The organism is Nonomuraea sp. WAC 01424 (genome assembly GCF_003947315.1).
GTDB classification, from domain to species: Bacteria; Actinomycetota; Actinomycetes; order Streptosporangiales; family Streptosporangiaceae; genus Nonomuraea; species Nonomuraea spiralis.
The window spans coordinates 76977-92871 of the sequence record NZ_QHHZ01000029.1; the positions used below are offsets into that span (position 1 = coordinate 76977).

Below are 15895 nucleotides of genomic sequence, written 5' to 3' on the forward strand. Positions count from 1 at the left end.
GCAGACCAAGTAAGCCGGGAAGGGCCAATAGGGCTGGCCAGGCGGTGGAGGCGGAAGCCGAGGTTTCGGCTGTGGATAGCCATACCCGGCGTGGGGCCGGATTGGTTCCCTCGGTGGTCTGGCTACGCTGACGTGGTCAGACGCCGTCTCGAGAACCAGACAGAAATGGAATTCTGTCCCGTGTGCCGACCGCCGCTGCCCCTTTCCGGCTTTGCCCCCCTGTGACAGCGAGCGCCGGTCAGTGCGTTGAGAGCGCCCCAGCGATTCGTGCGTGTTCTGCGGGCCCTGAATGAGTGGTCTCGCGGTTGCTGACCTGCGATGGTCCGCCGGCTGCGCGATCAGGCGCATGTTTCTGGTTCGCCCGGTTCCATAGCGCGTGCTGGGACTACGCTTGGTGATCTTACCGGCTATTGATGATGGAGTGGCATGACGGTCACACCGCATTTTGGGAACGATGGGCGCAGCGGTGCGTATCGAGCCTCTGGCGTACCTGATGGGGCGCAGGTCGCCTGGATCGCGCGAACGGGCGCCCCCGTGGTGGCGTCTCCGGTGCTCGTGGGCGGCACGCTCGTTGCCGCCGATGTGTCTGGAGCGGTTCACGCGTTCGATGCCAGGACCGGTGAGGTGCGCTGGCGAAGGGCGCTTGGAGAGAACGGCAGGGACGGTTTGGCTGAGATCCTGACGGCGCCCGCTGTCTGGAATTCCTGGATCTTCGTGCAGTATGAGATCGGAGAATGCGCGATCTTCGATCTACGGACCGGAGAGCTTGTGCGGAAGCTGGATCACGACGGTTGCCCAACGGTGATCGGTGACCTCCTGCTGCTCCACACGCTGGAGGAAGTATGCGCTTTCCGCCTGCCCGACCTGAAGCCGCGGTGGCGGACAAGAGAAGCGCCCGGCTGGGTGCAGACGAGCCCGGCGATTTCTGAGGCCGGCATCGCCTACGCGGCACTCGGTAATGAACCGCACCATACCCATACCGGCGTGCACGTGTTCGATGTGAACAGGGGGGAGCTGCTGACCTTCGTCGAGGGCGGTGATATCACCTTTCCGGGCGATTCTCTGGACGAGGACGAAGAGGACGAAGAAAGCTCCCACGACGACGAGCAGGTCGTCTACTTCGCTCAGGCGCATGCGGTCCTGGCCGAGGAGCGAGTGTGGATGCCCGTCTATCGTGAGGAGGAAGACTGGACGGCGCAGATCGTGGGCCTTGATCCACAGACCGGAGAGCAGATCTGGGGTTATCTGCCCGATCCGGGGCGTGACAATGAGGTGGACTCGGCAGTGGCGGTGTCGGACGGGACGGTCTACGTGGTGGAGATCCTTCGTGACACACCGCCCGAACAGGACAGTGCTCGTCTGCATGCCGTCGATATCGCAACTGGGCGTCCGCGTTGGATCCGTTCGTTCGGCTCGTGCGCGGGCTCGCCGGTGGTGGCCGGCAGGGCCGTCTACGTCGCGACTTTGACGGGCACGGTGTCGGCATTCGACACCGTCACCGGGGAACAGCGCTGGACCGCCAAGATCGGCGAGGAGATCCTTCATCCCTGCTATGTCGACGACTTCGGCGACCAGTATCACGAACACGGTCTGGCGGTGCTGCCTGGAGACGGCGTGCTCTATGTTCGAACGAGTGCCGGTGTGGTGGCCATGCGGTAACCATGCCAGAGCGCCAGAAGGCGATCTGGGGGGCAGACAAGATAAGCCCCAAAGGGGCAAGGACTGGTCAGCGCCCTGGTCGGTGACGGGTTCTCAACTCTCGGAAATGGACATTCCCGCACATTGCCGACTGGTAGACAGGGCTCATTGCCCCTTTCGGCCTTGGTTTGCCCCTTACAGAGCTGAACCAGCATGCCCAGCTGGTCCACCGACCGCCGTCCACGGCCTGGATCGACGAACGCCACATCCGCCGCCGTCGGCGTGAAATACCGGATCAACTCATCGCTGGTGATCTCCGGGAACGAGCGCAGCTGCTCCAGCTGCTCCTCGGAGAACATCTTCTCTGACAACGCACCACCTCTACCTGCCGTACCGGACGAAACCGGAACGAAGGTAACGGCAGTGATCACCAAACCGTCAAACCCGACCATTATCCCAGGTCAGGGGCAACTTCGTTGGAAATTTCTTCATTGCTACTGGGACCCCTCCGAGGGTGTCCGGAAACATTTACCTCTCCGGACACCGTAGCCACCAGCGACAACACCGTCCAGAAACGTCAGTCCAAAAACCCTGACTCGACCGGGTGTCGCCGCCCGCCTTTGCGCTGAGTTCCCACCGCAGCACATTCCCAAAGATTTTTTGCAAAAATACTTTGGGAAAGATGGTAGGTGGATCTACTCTTTGGCTATGGTCAGCGAAGAGCACAAGCGCGTTCTCGACCCTGAGCAGGATGCCGCCGCGCTGAAGGCACTCACGCACCCCTTCCGCATCCGGCTGCTCGGATTGCTGCGGCAGGACGGACCTGCCACCGCGAGCGAACTCGCGGTCAGGACCGGAGAGACATCCGCTTCCACCAGCTATCACCTGCGGGTTCTGGCGAAGTATGCGTTCGTCGCCGAGGCCGAACACCGCGACAGGCGAGAGCGCCGCTGGCGGGCGGTGCACCTGGTGACGTCCTGGAGCAACAAGGGGATGGACGCGGCACCGGAAAGCCGCGCCTTCGTCAGCTTCGCACGCAGGCGCCAGATCGAGCACCTGGAGGAGTCCCTTGCCCGGCATGAGGCCAACATCACCGCCGGGCGGCTCGGCCAAGAGTGGCTGGAACCATCGGATATATCCGACCTGCTGCTTCGGCTGACCCCCGAGTCTCTCACCGAGCTGCGGCAGGTGCTCGATCGGAAAGTGGAGGAACTGACCACCCGAGACGCGGGCGACCCACGCGCTGCTCAGGTCGTCTTCCTCGTCGCCGGACTGCCCCTCGCACCGCACGATCCCGACATTGATCTGGACGCCTCCGTTCCCGCGCCTACCGGCGAGGACGAATCGTGACTGAGCTACTGAACATGCGCGCCGCACGTCGCCGCTATGTCACAGCCTGCGTGCTCTTCTGGCTTCCGGCCGGGTTGACCATCGCGCCCCTGATCCTGCTCTTCACCGAACGTGGCATGTCCCTCGCGGCCATCGCGGGCTTCTTCGCCGCGCACTCTTTCACCGCCGCCGCGCTGGAGTTGCCCACAGGAGGGCTGTCCGACGTCCTAGGGCGGCGCACCGTCCTGGCCGCCGCCGGTCTGCTGAATCTGGTCGCTTTCCTGCTCCAAGGCCTGGGTACCGCGCCCTGGGTGCTCACCTGCGGCATGGCCCTCATGGGGGCGGGCCGAGCCCTGTCCAGCGGGCCGGCCGAGGCATGGTACGTCGACATCGTCCATGCGCACTCCGGCCCCAGTGCCGACCTGCGTCCCGGTCTAGCCCGAGGAAAGACGGCGACATCGGCGGCGCTGGCCGCCGGCACTCTGCTCGGCGGCGCTGTGCCGTGGTTACTGGCAACCGGCCCGGACGTGGGTACGCAACTGAGCCAAGCAACCTCCGGCCTGGTTCTTTCTCTGTCGGTACCGCTGCTGTTGGCCGCTGCTATCGAGATCGTCTTCGTGCTGTACGTCCTGACAGCCCTGCGCGAGCCACCTCGGCCAGCAGCCACTCTGCGCGGCGTACTGCGAGGGGTCCCCGCCACCATCGCAGATGGACTGCGCCTGGGCGGACGCGACCCAATGGTCCGCCGTATCCTCCTCAGCGCGGGGGCTGCCGGCAGTGCCCTGGCCGCCATCGAACTGCTCACACCAGGCCGGGTCGCGAGCCTGACCGGCGCATCGGAGTCGGGCGCGGTGGTCTTCGCCTCGCTGGCTTGTGCCGGTTTCCTCTGCTCGGGCCTCGGGAGCCACCTCGCACCGCTCATCGCACGCCTGGCAGGCAGCGGCGAGCGCGCGGTCCTGGCAAGCCTGGGGACCAGCGCCAGCGGCCTGCTCCTCCTCGGCGCCACCGCGGCATCCACCGGAGCACCCGCGACAGCCCTCGCGGCCACCGGCTACGGCCTGGTGTACCTCGGGCTCGGCTCGGCGGGCCCGAGCGAGAACGATCTCCTGCACCGCCGGGTCACAAGTGCGGGCCGCGCTACCGCCTTATCCGTCCAGTCTCTCGCCCTGCAACTGGTCGGCGCCCTCACTGGCTTATTCGTAGGTGTCCTGCCGCCCGGCCCGATTCCTTGGTTGCTGGGAGGAGCCGTATTGCTGACAGGAGCCCTCCTATGGACCTACCGCGGCCAACCGACTCCCGCGACCGGCATGGCAACAGCCCAGCACACCACGGTGTCGCCCTCTCCGAGCGCGGATGCGCCGCCCCGCATCTGACCGAAGGATCAGAGGGTGCTACCCACAAGTCCGCACAGACCCCTTACCGGCCCATGTTCACCGACCACGGCCGCTGTCGCGCGTACAGAGCCGTGAGTACGTCGCCGTGCATGTACGGCTTCCCGTTCCGACCGTGACGATCACCCAGGAGGTCACGATGCATCCAGACTTATACCTATTTGTTGAAGGCGTACGAGCCCGTGAGTTGTGGGAGGAAGCTGACCGGCAGCGCAGAGCCCGCCTGGTCGCCCCCGCGTCGGTCATCAGTGCTTTCGAGGAGCGGCTCGGCTGGGTGCTGGTGAGGGCGGGCCTTCGGCTCGTGGACCGCCACGCCTGCAGGCCGCACTGGTCGCCATCCATGCCGCCGCGGTGATTGCCGACCTCAGGACCGAGGTGCCGCAGAACCTGGCTGATCATCACGGACAAGATCGACGGTTCAGACGAACCGATACTCACCCAGACTGGCCGTGAGCACGGCCCACGAGCCACGTGCAAGTCTCCGATCCGACCTCTCAGAGAGGCCGACGACCGCTGATCGCTGCAAGGTCTACACGCCGTCCTCATCCACGACGGCAGAAGATGCGTCCTGGGGCAGCGCCGCCGCTCCGAGCGGTCGCAGGCCCTTGTCTGGAGCCGAGGAAAGCGATCGCGTAGCGGCCCAGGCAGTTGAGGTGGGCGTGGCCCAGCGGGGACAACCGGGCCACATCCTCGTCCTTGACCGGCACGCCCTGGGCCCGCAGCTGGTCCAGGATCGCCGACAAGTACTTCGAGTTCCACAAAACCACAGCATTGAGAACCAGCCCCAATGCCGCTAACTGATCTTCCTGGCCCTCTCGGTAGGCCTGCCGAACCTTCCCGGCGTTGCCGTGGCAGAGCTTACGCGCCAGACGGTGCCGGGACTCCTGGACCGACAGCTGCTTGCCCAGGCTGCGGCGGTAGCTGGAATCGATCGGGTCCAGCATGCTGAGCAGGTGCATCGTCTTGTCGATGCGGCCGTACTCGGCGAACGCCTGCCCCAGCGGGGTCGGGTTACCCTGGCGGGCGAACATCCGCAGGAGGTCATAGGCGCGCACCTGGTTGGTCACCAGCGACCCGGCCACCCGCACCATGTCCGGCCACCGCGTGGGCACCTTCTTGATGTTCATCTTGTTCCGGGCGATCGCCTCCAGCACCCCGTACGCGCCGCTGCTGCCGTCGGGCAGATCGGCCCGCCAGAACCGCTGGTCACCCAGGTCGGCGAAGCGAGGTGCGAACTGGTAGCCGAGCATGGAGAAGATCCCGAATACCATGTTGCTGTTGCTGTCGCTGGCCTGGTCCGTCGTGACCACCTCCGGTTTCGGCCCGGCGTCCAGGTTGATCAGGCAGTCCAGGATGTAGAGAGAATCGCGGGGCGTGCCCGGCACCACCATCTGTCCGATCCCCGCCACTTGATCATTTACTGCGTTCAACCAGGTCAGACCCCTTTTGTAGCCGTAGTACTTAGGTGAGGGTCCGGCGTTGATCGTTTTGACCGGGACGACGAATCGCAGCCCGTCCACCGACGCCAGCAGCCCGCCGCCCCACGCCGCGACGATCGGCACCCGGCCCTGGTGCTCGATCAGGATCGCGTTGGCGGCGGCGTGCGTCTCGCCGCGCACGTAGTTCTGATCCACATGCGAGAGCCGGCCTCGGGTCAGCGCCTCATCCCCAGCCTTGATCACCGGGGTCAACCCGACGTTGCACGCCTCGCTGATCAGCAGCGCCACCAGTGATCTCGGCAGGTCGTTCATGCGGGTGGAGGTGTCGGCCAGGTGCACGTACGCGTCCAGGAAACCGGTCCAGGCGTGCACCTCCAGCAGCAGTTCCGGCAGGTCGATGCGGGGCAGCATGGCCTGGCAGGCGGCCCGCAGCCATGGCGAAGACCTACATCAACACCGCTGTCATCCCCTCGCTCTGCCGCAAGGCCGGAGTCCCGACCGCCGACGTCCGCGGCAGCCGGCCATGCTGGACCGCAAGACCTCCGAGCAGGCTGCTGTACCTGGCGGGGGTCGTGGTCATGGCCGGTGTGTTCGTGCTCGTGGCCCTGCCGCTGCTGCTCGCCCTCGCTCGGTGGGGGCTGGCAGGGCTGAGCACCGGCGCGATCGGTACGGCCGCCTTCTGGGAGGCGCTCGCCGTGGCGGCGTACGCGGTGACGCAGCTCGCCCTCCCCCCGCTCCTCGCCCTGCGGGAACGCCGCCTGCGAAGGTCCGGCAGGCTCCTGTGAGAGGTGTGGTCGGCCGGTCATGAGTAGGTCGACTCCTTCGGCGCGGGGTCGTCGGTCCAGCCGAGTCGCTGGACCACGTACGCCGAGCTCCCGTCCCCCTCCTGTACGGCGAGCAGTTGCCCGCTGTCCCGGTCGATGATGATCTGCTGACGGGCGGACGCCTCGCCATACGTCAGCGCGATCCCGGTACGGCCGTCGATGTCGGCGACGTTGTCCTCCACCCGCACCCCCGGCAGCCCGGCAAGCACGCGGTAGAGCCCGGCCATGGTGGCGGACGTGCTCTCGGCGTCGAGAAGGAGCCATTTGCCCACCCCCCACAACCACGCCTCCGGGGTGTCCTTGTCGTTGGTCCGCAGGATCTCGGCCTTGAGCGCCTCGGGGTCGGCAGGCAGGTCCGTGACCGGTGTTCTCGTCATCTTCAGCGGGGTGAAGTAGGTCTTTCCAGGCAGGCAGCCGTCGCACAGGGTGGGCGAGCCGGCGTTCTTCCACGCCTGTTCGTCGGCGGGCGTGAGCGGTTTGGCGAAAGCGGGTCCGCGCTGTGTCCGGTACCCGATCTTCCGTTCCCGGGCGGCCCACAGCACGTCCCTGATCCGCTGCTCGACGGTGTAGCCCGCGCTCTTCTGCCGCGCCACCTGCACCATCTCCCGCCGTCGCGAGGATCACCTTCTCGTCGTAGGTCAGCTCGCCGTAGGCGACGAGCAGCACCACGTCGCGCTCACCGCGCGACAGTCGGGCCAGAGCGGCCGAAAGTTGCCCTACGGTCACCCGCGCCGCGATCTGATCCACCACCCGTTGATCATGGCCGTCCTCGGCGACGGGCGGTCCCGACCTGGCCAGTGCCCGGTATCGCCGCAGCTCGGCACGCCGGTGCCGGCCGATGAGTCTGGTGGCGACGCCGTACATCCAGGGTCTGATGCCGCCTTTGGCGGCGTCGAAGCCGTGGCGTTGGCGGAAGGCGATCAGGAACGTCTCGGCGGCGAGGTCCTCGGCGACGTCGAGGTCGAGGCGACGGCCGATGTAACGGCGGATCTCCTCGTAGTGGGCATCGAAGATGACGGAGAATCGCTCGGGATCGGCGACCGCTCCGTCGAGGAACGTGGTCATGCATGGTCTCTCTCGCCGGTGATGTCGGACGCTGGTGATTGCCCGGTCGCCGCCGACCCTTCCATGCGATTTTCACCGCCGATCAAGGAGGCCGGGAACAGTCGGCGTTGACCTTCACACCGGTGTGACGCCTTAGCGTCCTGGTCGTCAGCCACCATCAAGTGAAGGAGTCACTCATGGCGGGAGCAGTGGTCATCGGAGCCGGGCATCCGGAGGCGGACGCGTACGGCGTCATCGCCGAGCTGCTGGGCCGCTGGCAGAGTGCCTTCGACGACCACAGGACGGCCGACCTCGTCTCGCTGTTCACCGAGGACGCCCTGTTCCAGGGCATCAGCCCGCGGTTGCGGGCCGGCCCGGCCGAGATCTTCGGCTACTACGACAACGTCGCCGAGGGCGCACGGGCGATCGTGGAGGTACTGCGGGCGAACCCGCTGTGCGACGGGGTCGTGAGCGGGTTCGCGGACGTGACCTTCACCGCTCGTACCGGTGACATCTTCCCGATACGTCTGTCCGTCGTCGCTCGGCGTTTCGAGCACACCTGGCGGATCTGCCACTATCACGCAGCGGCACGCTGACGCCCCCTCAGCGCTTCAAGGCCTGGCGCGACGTTGCAGGCACTTCGACCTCCACGGATCGGAGCTGCCGGGCCCGGGAGCGTCACCCAGGGCCGGGCTGAGCGGGAACACGCAGGTCAACGACCATCACCGATCAGGTTGTGATCGCCCTGTGATTCCGGCGACGGAGTATGCGATCATGATCAAGGGGACCTTGCGGATCGTCTTCACCGGTGAGGATCTGGCTCGTGTGCGCATCGCCGGCCGGGCGGACGTGATGTGGGAAATGGCGCTGAGCCTGCACATACTCCAGCGGCCGGGCGGGGCGAGCACGCTGTCCGGCTGGCGTCGGCAGGCCCGCGCCGACCTGGCCGAGGCCGGGTTGCTCAAGCCGGTGCGGGAGAGGTTGGTGCCGCTGGTGCCGATCAAGGCGTACTTCCCCGACTTCCTGACGCCGTACGAGTCGATGAACGGGTTCCGGCAGGGCCTGGACGTCCTGGCCGACACGCCGTCGGCGCGGGTGCGGCACGAGGTCGACCAGTTGCGGCCGCACGTGCCGGTGCCCGCGACGCTGGACGACCTCGCCCGCGGCAACCGCCGGTCCATCCGCGGCCTGGCCCGGCTGAGCGAGCGGTACTGCCAGGTCGCCTTCGGCTCCCGCCGTACCGACATGGAGGCCGCGCTGGGACGTGAGCGCGCCAGGCTGACCCGCGTGCTCACCGACCAAGGTGTGGAGGCGATGCTCGCGAGCCTCGGGCCGTCGATGCGGTGGCGGCCCCCGGTGCTGGAGGCCGACTACGCCACCGGCCGGTACGAGATCCACCTGCAAGGACGCGGCCTGACGCTCATCCCCTCCTACTTCGGGCGGTTCGCGCCGGTCGCGATGGCCGATGTCAGCCTGCCGCCCGTCCTGGTGTTCCCGATCCAGCACGCGACGCCCGCCCCTGGCGCCGATCCCGACGACGCGCTGCCCGACCTGCTCGGGGCCACCCGGGCCCGCGTCCTGCGCTGCATCGCCGCCACCGACGGCTGCACCACCAGCGAACTCGCCCGCAGGACCGGCGCCTCGCTGTCGTCGGCCAGCGCGCACGCCCAGGTGCTTCAGCGGGCCGGGCTCGTCACCAGCACCCGGCACGCCAACATGGTCATCCATCAGATCACCCGGCTGGGCAACGACCTGATCCTCCGCCGGCAGTGATCGCCTCGCTAGCGGGGTGTGTCGGCGTGATCGTTTCGCTGGTCGAGGCGCCGGCGTTGCCCTGTGTGCACGTGGCTCACCCATTCCCAGCCGGGCCTGGCCGACGGGCCGATCCGCGGGTCGCCGGGCTCCCGGCCGTCGCGCAGGGCGTGCACGTACGCCCGGTCCTGGTCGATCCGTACGCGTACCTGATCGGCTGCGCCGACCGACCCGTGACCAGGGACGAGGACGTCCACCTCGCCCGCCACCTCTTCGAGCAGCCGCAGCGCTGTGAGGTATTCCTCGATCGGGTCGGCGGTGCCGTCCAGGTCGAGCATCGGGATCAGGACGTCGGAGAGCATGTCGCCGGCGACGAGAACCCCGCGTTCCGCGATCAGGAGCGCCGCGTGGCCCGGCGCGTGCGCCTGGTGCTCGATGATCTGGACCTGGGGGCCGTCCCATGGGATCCGCGTGGTTCCGGCGGGCAGGCCGGTGATGAGGCCGAGCAGGTCCAGCGGCACCTGCCCGGCGACCTCCGTCTCGACCAGGTGGGCGGCGATGCGGTCCTTCGCATCTGCCTCCGACAGCAGTTCTCGGACGGTGGCCGCGCAGCGCGCCGTGCCGTAACGGGGCGCGTCGCCGAGCCGGGCGTGCCAGAGCAGGTGATCCCAGTCCGGATGGGTGGAGAAGCCTGCCACAACGGGCTGACCCAACTCGCGCAGGTCGTCCGCGAGGCAGTCGATCTCGGCGCCGGTCACCCCGGGGTCGATGAGCAACACACCGGCCCGGCCCCGCACGACAATGGCGTTGCTCTGTACGAACTCGCTCTGGTGGACCAGCACACCCTCTGCGACCTGCGTCAACACGGGCGCACCTCGCCCGCGTCGCGGATGGCGTATCGGTGCATCGTGACCCCCTGCTTGAACGATTGCTGTTCGAGCAGGTCGAGCTCGATCGGCACGTCGTAGTCGTCGAACAGCGGCCTGCCGAAGCCGAGGACCGCGGGATGGGTGAAGAGCAGCAGCTCGTCGAGCAGCCCTGCCCGGAGCAGCTGTGTGGCGAGCGCCGCGCCGCCGACGCTGATGCCGCCGTCGGTGCTGGTCCGCAGGTCGGCGAGTTGCTCGATCGCGTCGTCCCCGCCGACGATCCGGGTGTTGTGGTCGGCGTCGCGGCGGGTACGGGAGACGAGCACCTTGGGCTTGGCGGTCCAGATCTCGCCGTATTCGCGCATGTAGTCCGGCAGCGACGTGTCCTCGCCCGCCCTTGGCCAGTACTCCTCCATGACCTCGTAGTAGACCCGGCCATGGACCATGAGCGCGAGCGCCCGCGTCCGCGCGTTGCACTCGCGGTGCAGTTCCTCGTCGATGCGCAGCCACTCGCCGGCGCCGTTGTCCCCCGGAACTTGCTCGATCCGCAGGTCGAGGGACACCTGCATCGAATAGACGAAGCGGCCCATCAGCTCCCCTTCCCAGAGTGCTTGCATTTTGCAACTACTATAGGGAGGGCGAAATGCCTGTCAAGGAGGGAATCGTGGAACCACGGTCCGGGTGTCCGATCAACGCCGCCGTCGAGGTGCTCGGAGATCGCTGGTCGTTGCTCGTGCTTCGCGACGTCATCTTCGGCGACCGCCGCTACTTCCGGGCACTGCTCACCGGGTCGGTCGAGGGCATCGCCTCGAACATCCTCGCCGACCGCCTCGTACGGCTCGTCGAGGCGGGCATCCTCACCCGCGGCACCGCCGCGCGGGGGCAACGCGCCCGCTACAGCCTCACCGAAGCCGGCATCCAGCTTCTTCCGATCATCTACGCCCTCGGCAACTGGGGCCTCGACTGGCGCCCGGGCGGCGCCGACCTTCGGAGCCGGCAACAGCTCATGCGTGACGAGGGTCCGGCGTTCATCGAGGAGCTCATGGACGAGCTCCGCGTCCGCCACCTCGACGCCCCACCGAAGCCACACGACGGCCCAGGCCCGTTCGAACGCCTCGACGCCGCCTCTCCCCCTCGGTGAGCATCGGCCGGGGCGCCGACGTCTCGCCGTCGAGCACACTGGCGCCGGTGTCGCTCGACGCGGGACACGATCGCGCCGCGATTCCTTCACAGGTTCTCAACTGATCAGGTCCCGTGCTGGTCAAGCATGCCGATCCATACGATGATCGCTGCATGTCGTCCCGTTCGTCAGCCGCGCTGGCGGGCCTGGCCCTGGCCGTTCTGGTGGCCGGATGCGCCGACCCGGCCGCCGGCCGGGTGTCGCTGGTCGGCGCGACCCAGCCCCCGGTGGCCCCGCCGCCACCGCCGTCGCTCATGGTGTCCGCGGAGCCGGTACGGCACCCGTACCCGCAGGCGACCTCCTTGGCCGAGCCCATGGCGACCGGAACTCCCCTGGCCGCGACGGGTTCCCCGCGGTACTTCCTGTCCGCCCGCACTCCGCTCGCCCACTTCCCCGGCAGGTCCAAGACCGCTGTCTTCACCCCGGTGCCGCCCGCCGTGCACGACGCCGGGACCGGGGCGTTCATCGCGAACGTCCCGCTGCCGCCCGGCGTCGAGAGTTCCTGGCACCTTGTGGCCGCCGCCCGCGACAACCGTACGTTCGCCGTCGCCGGCTGGACCGAGCCGAAGAATCCAGACATTCGCTTCTTCCTGGTACGCCTCGGCGAGGACGGGCGCCCCGGGATGCCGACGGCCGTCACGCAGACCGACCCCGACGACCTGACGAGCGTCTACGACCTCGCCCTCAGCGCCGACGGCACCCGGTTGGCCTACTCCACGCCGCTCATCGGCGGCGGCGCCAAGATCTCCGTGCTCGACGTCGCCACCGGCCGGCGCCGGGACTGGAAGACGTTGACGCACTCGATGGTGCGCGGCCTGTCCTGGGCCCCGGACGGCCGTTCGCTCGCCTATGTGCTGGGTGGCCGGGCCATCGCCCTGCTCGATCTCACCCGGCTGGGCACCGATCCGGAAGGCGCCGCGTCCCGGATCATCAAGAACGCCACGGGCCCCATGCCGTTCGAGTCGTTGGCCCACACCCCTGACGGCAGCGCGCTGATCTACGCGTCCGGGCACACCGTCGAACGGATCCCCCTGGCGGGCGGTCCGCCGCAGGTCCTGGCCCGGCGCCTCGCTGAGCCTGCGCTTCAGCGTGGACGGGACCGGCGAACACCTCTTGTACGTGCACAATTGGCGCGCCTACCAGGTCTCCCTCGCCGACGGCGCGATCACCTCGGTGCCGATCACGGTCGGCGAACGTCCGGGCGAGGGCGGCTCGCCACGCGCGGCCTGGTGACCAGAGGCTGCAGGCTCAGCTCACGCCGGGCACGGCGGGCTTGTCGTTCGTCCAACCGGCCTTGAACGTCTTCACGCCGGACTTGCCGAGCATCTGCTTGCCTCCGTCCTTGAGGTCGGTGTACTCGGCCAGCAGCGTCATGGCCGTGGTGTCCACGATCAGCTGCTGCTTGAGCACCGACCCCTCGGCGGACGGGACGGGCAGGGCGAGCTTCTGGCCGGGGCGGCCCAGCGGGTCCTTGCTCCGGCCGAGATCGCTGACGCCCTTGGTGGTCTTGAGAACCTGGAACGCCGCGGCCCTGACCTTGTCCGGCGCCGGGTTGACGTACAGGAGCTCGACCGCCCGCTCGGCGACGTACCGGTCGCGGTTGACCAGCCAGTCGTTCTTCGTGGCCTTCGGGGCGGTGGTCTTCGCCTCTTCGGCGGCCTCGTCGATCCAGGCGTCGACCTCGGCGGTCAGCTGCTTCCTGAGCGTCTCGGCCTCCGCCGGCAACTCCTGGAGCTGCTGGTACGTCACGTACTTCTCGCCGAACCGGAACCCGGCGGGCCGCCCCTTGGTCGCCCGCACCCAGCCCTTGCCGGGCCGGCTGGACAGGTGGATCTTCATGCCTTCTGTGCGGTAGTCCCAGGTGGTCGGGGATCCGTCGGCGCGCCAGGCCGCCTCGTCCTTCTTCGTCGCGGGCTTGGCCCCGAGCTCGCGGTAGCCGGTCCAGCCCTTGCCGTCCGGGGACAGCCAGTCGGTGCTGACGCTGCGCTGGATCAGGTGGTAGCCGGTGCCGACCGCGCGCGGGTGGGTCGTGGTGAAGGTGGTCTCGACCCGCCAGTACGCCCCCTTCGGCGCGTCGGCGGACGCCGGAACAGTGGCCACACCGGCGAACAGCAGCCCAGCGGCGACGGCAAGAGTGAATCTCATTCGTTCTCCTTCAACGGGTTGGAATCCGCCCAGCGGCTGTCCTGAATCGCGGTGTACGTCAGGAGCAGGCCGTCCGCGGCGGAACGGACTTCGAGGGAAAGCGGTCTGCCGGAGGCGGGGTCGATCACCAGCCGGGTCCTGGTCGCCCCCTTGTAGTTCGGCGGCGCGAACTCCCCGGACTCGTACTCGATCGCCTGCCCGGCCCGGCCCAGCGCGTCGGTCACCTGTCCGGCGGCGCTCACCCCGGGCAAGGAAGCGAGCAGCCGGTACGCGGCGGCCCTGCTCGCGCTGGTCACCGGCGCGAAGAACAGCAGCCGCGCCGCGCTGTCGATGGTCGTACGGTCGTCGGCGGCGAAGAACGCCTTCAGCCCCTCAGGGGTGTCGGGCACCTCGCTCATCCTGGTCAGCGGCTTGCCCGCCGTGAGGATGCGGAAGTCCCAGTCCTCGCTCGACCAGGTCCGCCGCTCACCGGGTGCGGCCTGTACGACACCGATGGCGCCGTTCTCAGAGGGCTTGTCGTATGTCCAGGACGTCGGCGAGCCGTCGGCGGCCCACGCCGCCTCGTCCTGCGGGGTCGCGGGCTTGATCCCTTGAGGGGTCTCGCGGTACCAGGTGAGCCCTTCGGGGTCCGCGGGGATCCAGGTCTCGACCGACTCGCTCTCACGCAGGACGTACCGTCCGCCGGGCTCGTGGAACAGCCGGCCGCGGACCTCCGTGCTGCCCCACCACGCGCCCTCGTCGGGCATGGCGGCCACCGAGGCGGCCGCGACCAGCAGGAAGCGTTTGCCGTCCGCCTGGGCGACCGCGCCATGAGGAGTGGTCACGCCGCCGGGCGCGACGTTGGCGACGACGATCGCCGTCGCGGCGGCGGCCCCGGCCAGGCCGAGCGCCAGCGCACTCCACCTGCCCGCCCGGCGGCCCCGCCGTACGCGCTCCTGGGCGAAGGCGGCGGCCAGCCGTTCGCGGCCGGCCCGCTCGACCTCGGGGGACAACGGCGGCGTGGGCAGCAGGTCCCGCACCGCCTGGTAATCATCCATCAGAGCCTCCAAGCAGTGGATTGACGCCGCCCAGGGCGGCACGAAGCTTCCTGCGCACCCGGGACAGGCGGGACCCGACGGTCCCGTACGGGATGTCGAGCGCCTGGGCCACCTCTTCATGGCTCAGCTCGCCCAGCGCGCTCAGCAGCAGCACGTCCCGGTCGCCGTCGGACAACGCGCGCAGTTCGGCCGCGAGCCGCCCCTGTGCGCTCGCGGCGTCCACGCGGGTGACCACGCGATCCTCGTGGCCGTGCTCCCGGCCGTCGTCCGTGCCGGCGTTGCGCTGCAGCGCCGCCAGGCGCCGGGCTTCGGCGCGGCGGTGCAGTGCGATCATGGTGCCGGCGAAGCCGTACAACCAGGGACGGACCGTGCCACGCCGGGGATCGAACGTCTCACGTTTCCTGAACGCGGCCAGGAACACCTCGGCCGTGAGATCGTCCGCGGCCTGCCCGTCGAGCCGCCTGCCCAGGTAGGCGTGGATCTCGCTCACGTACCGGTCGTAGATCTCGCCGAAGCGTTCGGGGGTCCGGCGCGACAGCTCCACCAGAGCCTCGTCGCTGATCGTCCCCCGCGGATCGGCGAGATCCGTAGCCGTCGAATTGGCAGTCACATCCCCTACTCATCCGATGGGCCGTTCTGCTTTCACGCCCGGCGGCGGATCACCGGGGACATCGGCTGGAACATCGGCTGGAAGAGGATACGAGAAGGTCGCCCGGGTGCTGCGCGACGACGTGAAAGGGCCCCGGCCGGTCACCCGGCCGGGGCCCGTTACCCCTGAGTACGACGGTCAGAGCGTGATGCTCCAGGAGTCCAGGAAGCCGGTGTCACCGGCGTAGACGTCCCTGATGTCGAGCGTCCAGGTTCCGGCGGCCTGCTGGCTGACCGGGACCGAGAAGGTCCTGGTGCCGTACTGCGTGCAGGAGGTGCCGCCGTAGGGGTCGACCAGGTAGTAGGTGTTGTTCGGGCCGCGGAGCCGGATGTTCAGGTCCTCGGCGCAGGTGTGGCTGATCGTGATCGAGAGCTGGACCGGGGAGGTCGCGGTGCCCGTCGCGTTGGACGTGATCGCGCTCCGGGTGGTCGAGTAGTCCCTGATCTGGTAGTTAGTGTCATTGGTGAACGTCCGGCCGGGGCCGCCGGGGCCTACCGTCAGGGTGTACGTCGCGGTGTGCGTGGTCGAGCCGGTGCCCGTGACGGTGATCGAGTACGTGCCCTGTGCCGTGGAGGCGCCGACCGACAGGGTCAACGCCGAG

16 protein-coding genes and 2 pseudogenes are annotated in these 15895 nt (G+C 68.4%); 8 read left to right on the forward strand and 10 right to left on the reverse strand.

The annotated features are described in order from the left end of the window. The first annotated feature begins 426 nt into the window (after nt 1–426). Nucleotides 427–1659, forward strand: a complete 1233-nt coding sequence (locus DMB42_RS50095) for a PQQ-binding-like beta-propeller repeat protein (RefSeq protein ID WP_125648521.1) — start codon at nt 427–429, stop codon at nt 1657–1659. Here DMB42_RS50095 and DMB42_RS54575 read toward each other — a convergent pair. Beyond that, nucleotides 1620–2090, reverse strand: coding sequence for a DUF4158 domain-containing protein (locus tag DMB42_RS54575; protein ID WP_312024812.1), 471 nt, complete (start codon nt 2088–2090; stop codon nt 1620–1622). The two genes, DMB42_RS50095 and DMB42_RS54575, sit on opposite strands and share 40 nt — an antisense overlap. A gap of 256 nt (nt 2091–2346) precedes the next feature. Here DMB42_RS54575 and DMB42_RS50105 point away from each other — a divergent pair, with 256 nt between their 5' ends. After that, nucleotides 2347–2988, forward strand: coding sequence for a helix-turn-helix domain-containing protein (locus DMB42_RS50105; protein ID WP_125648524.1), 642 nt, complete (start codon nt 2347–2349; stop codon nt 2986–2988). Then, nucleotides 2985–4340 carry an MFS transporter gene (locus DMB42_RS50110; RefSeq protein WP_221762721.1) on the forward strand — a complete coding sequence of 452 codons (1356 nt, stop codon included), beginning with the start codon at nt 2985–2987 and terminating at the stop codon, nt 4338–4340. The genes DMB42_RS50105 and DMB42_RS50110 overlap by 4 nt, the downstream gene beginning before the upstream one ends. Nucleotides 4341–4887: 547 nt before the next feature. Here the strand turns inward: DMB42_RS50110 and DMB42_RS50115 are convergent. Further along, nucleotides 4888–6229, reverse strand: a pseudogene (locus tag DMB42_RS50115) (transposase); the annotation flags it as partial. 2 nt (nt 6230–6231) lie between these two features. Here DMB42_RS50115 and DMB42_RS50120 point away from each other — a divergent pair. After that, nucleotides 6232–6582: a hypothetical protein gene (locus DMB42_RS50120; RefSeq protein ID WP_125648527.1), complete on the forward strand. Its 351-nt coding sequence runs from the start codon at nt 6232–6234 to the stop codon at nt 6580–6582. Between the two features lie 17 nt (nt 6583–6599). Here the strand turns inward: DMB42_RS50120 and DMB42_RS50125 are convergent, their stop codons facing one another. After that, on the reverse strand, nt 6600–7214 hold the full coding sequence (locus DMB42_RS50125) for a hypothetical protein (protein WP_125648530.1): 615 nt from the start codon (nt 7212–7214) through the stop codon (nt 6600–6602). Between the two features lie 283 nt (nt 7215–7497). Next, nucleotides 7498–7686, reverse strand: a pseudogene (locus DMB42_RS55810) (RNA polymerase sigma factor); the annotation flags it as partial. A 176-nt stretch (nt 7687–7862) separates the two neighbouring features. Between DMB42_RS55810 and DMB42_RS50135 the strand changes: the two are divergent. Beyond that, nucleotides 7863–8261 (forward strand): nuclear transport factor 2 family protein, encoded by a 399-nt coding sequence (locus DMB42_RS50135; protein ID WP_125648533.1) that lies wholly within the window; start codon nt 7863–7865, stop codon nt 8259–8261. Nucleotides 8262–8439: 178 nt separating this feature from the next. After that, nucleotides 8440–9438, forward strand: coding sequence for a helix-turn-helix domain-containing protein (locus tag DMB42_RS50140; RefSeq protein WP_125648535.1), 999 nt, complete (start codon nt 8440–8442; stop codon nt 9436–9438). Between the two features lie 8 nt (nt 9439–9446). Here DMB42_RS50140 and DMB42_RS50145 read toward each other — a convergent pair whose 3' ends face one another. Both DMB42_RS50145 and DMB42_RS50150 read right to left on the reverse strand, forming a co-directional pair. Continuing rightward, entirely contained in the window at nt 9447–10283 is an 837-nt protein-coding gene (locus tag DMB42_RS50145; RefSeq protein WP_125648538.1) for an MBL fold metallo-hydrolase, read from the reverse strand. Beyond that, nucleotides 10277–10900 (reverse strand): dihydrofolate reductase family protein, encoded by a 624-nt coding sequence (locus DMB42_RS50150; RefSeq protein WP_260478400.1) that lies wholly within the window; start codon nt 10898–10900, stop codon nt 10277–10279. Before DMB42_RS50150 ends, DMB42_RS50145 begins: the two co-directional genes overlap by 7 nt. A gap of 47 nt (nt 10901–10947) precedes the next feature. Between DMB42_RS50150 and DMB42_RS50155 the strand changes: the two genes are divergently transcribed. Further along, the gene (locus DMB42_RS50155; protein ID WP_221762722.1) at nt 10948–11424 is read left to right on the forward strand and encodes a helix-turn-helix domain-containing protein; all 477 of its coding nucleotides are present in this window, start codon (nt 10948–10950) and stop codon (nt 11422–11424) included. A gap of 152 nt (nt 11425–11576) precedes the next feature. After that, nucleotides 11577–12761, forward strand: coding sequence for a hypothetical protein (locus DMB42_RS50160; protein ID WP_125648544.1), 1185 nt, complete (start codon nt 11577–11579; stop codon nt 12759–12761). Here the strand turns inward: DMB42_RS50160 and DMB42_RS50165 are convergent. The 4 genes from DMB42_RS50165 to DMB42_RS50180 form a co-directional block, all read right to left on the reverse strand. Further along, nucleotides 12712–13608 (reverse strand): hypothetical protein, encoded by an 897-nt coding sequence (locus DMB42_RS50165; protein WP_125648547.1) that lies wholly within the window; start codon nt 13606–13608, stop codon nt 12712–12714. The two genes, DMB42_RS50160 and DMB42_RS50165, sit on opposite strands and share 50 nt — an antisense overlap. Beyond that, complete coding sequence (locus DMB42_RS50170; RefSeq protein WP_125648550.1) at nt 13605–14645, reverse strand: hypothetical protein; 1041 nt, start codon at nt 14643–14645, stop codon at nt 13605–13607. Before DMB42_RS50170 ends, DMB42_RS50165 begins: the two co-directional genes overlap by 4 nt. Continuing rightward, nucleotides 14638–15255, reverse strand: coding sequence for an RNA polymerase sigma factor (locus DMB42_RS50175; RefSeq protein ID WP_260478401.1), 618 nt, complete (start codon nt 15253–15255; stop codon nt 14638–14640). The genes DMB42_RS50170 and DMB42_RS50175 overlap by 8 nt, the downstream gene beginning before the upstream one ends. A gap of 177 nt (nt 15256–15432) precedes the next feature. Then, nucleotides 15433–15895: proprotein convertase P-domain-containing protein (locus DMB42_RS50180; protein WP_185845291.1), on the reverse strand; the 463-nt coding region annotated here is incomplete at its 5' end.

Bases quoted from the DNA above. Each gene is read 5' to 3' on its own strand.
- DMB42_RS50095 (WP_125648521.1), top strand. From the start codon at position 427: ATGACGGTCACACCGCATTTTGGGAACGATGGGCGCAGCGGTGCGTAT.
- DMB42_RS54575 (WP_312024812.1), bottom strand. From the start codon at position 2,090: ATGGTCGGGTTTGACGGTTTGGTGATCACTGCCGTTACCTTCGTTCCG.
- DMB42_RS50105 (WP_125648524.1), top strand. From the start codon at position 2,347: ATGGTCAGCGAAGAGCACAAGCGCGTTCTCGACCCTGAGCAGGATGCC.
- DMB42_RS50120 (WP_125648527.1), top strand. From the start codon at position 6,232: ATGGCGAAGACCTACATCAACACCGCTGTCATCCCCTCGCTCTGCCGC.
- DMB42_RS50135 (WP_125648533.1), top strand. From the start codon at position 7,863: ATGGCGGGAGCAGTGGTCATCGGAGCCGGGCATCCGGAGGCGGACGCG.
- DMB42_RS50140 (WP_125648535.1), top strand. From the start codon at position 8,440: ATGATCAAGGGGACCTTGCGGATCGTCTTCACCGGTGAGGATCTGGCT.
- DMB42_RS50150 (WP_260478400.1), bottom strand. From the start codon at position 10,900: ATGCAAGCACTCTGGGAAGGGGAGCTGATGGGCCGCTTCGTCTATTCG.
- DMB42_RS50160 (WP_125648544.1), top strand. From the start codon at position 11,577: ATGTCGTCCCGTTCGTCAGCCGCGCTGGCGGGCCTGGCCCTGGCCGTT.
- DMB42_RS50165 (WP_125648547.1), bottom strand. From the start codon at position 13,608: ATGAGATTCACTCTTGCCGTCGCCGCTGGGCTGCTGTTCGCCGGTGTG.
- DMB42_RS50170 (WP_125648550.1), bottom strand. From the start codon at position 14,645: ATGGATGATTACCAGGCGGTGCGGGACCTGCTGCCCACGCCGCCGTTG.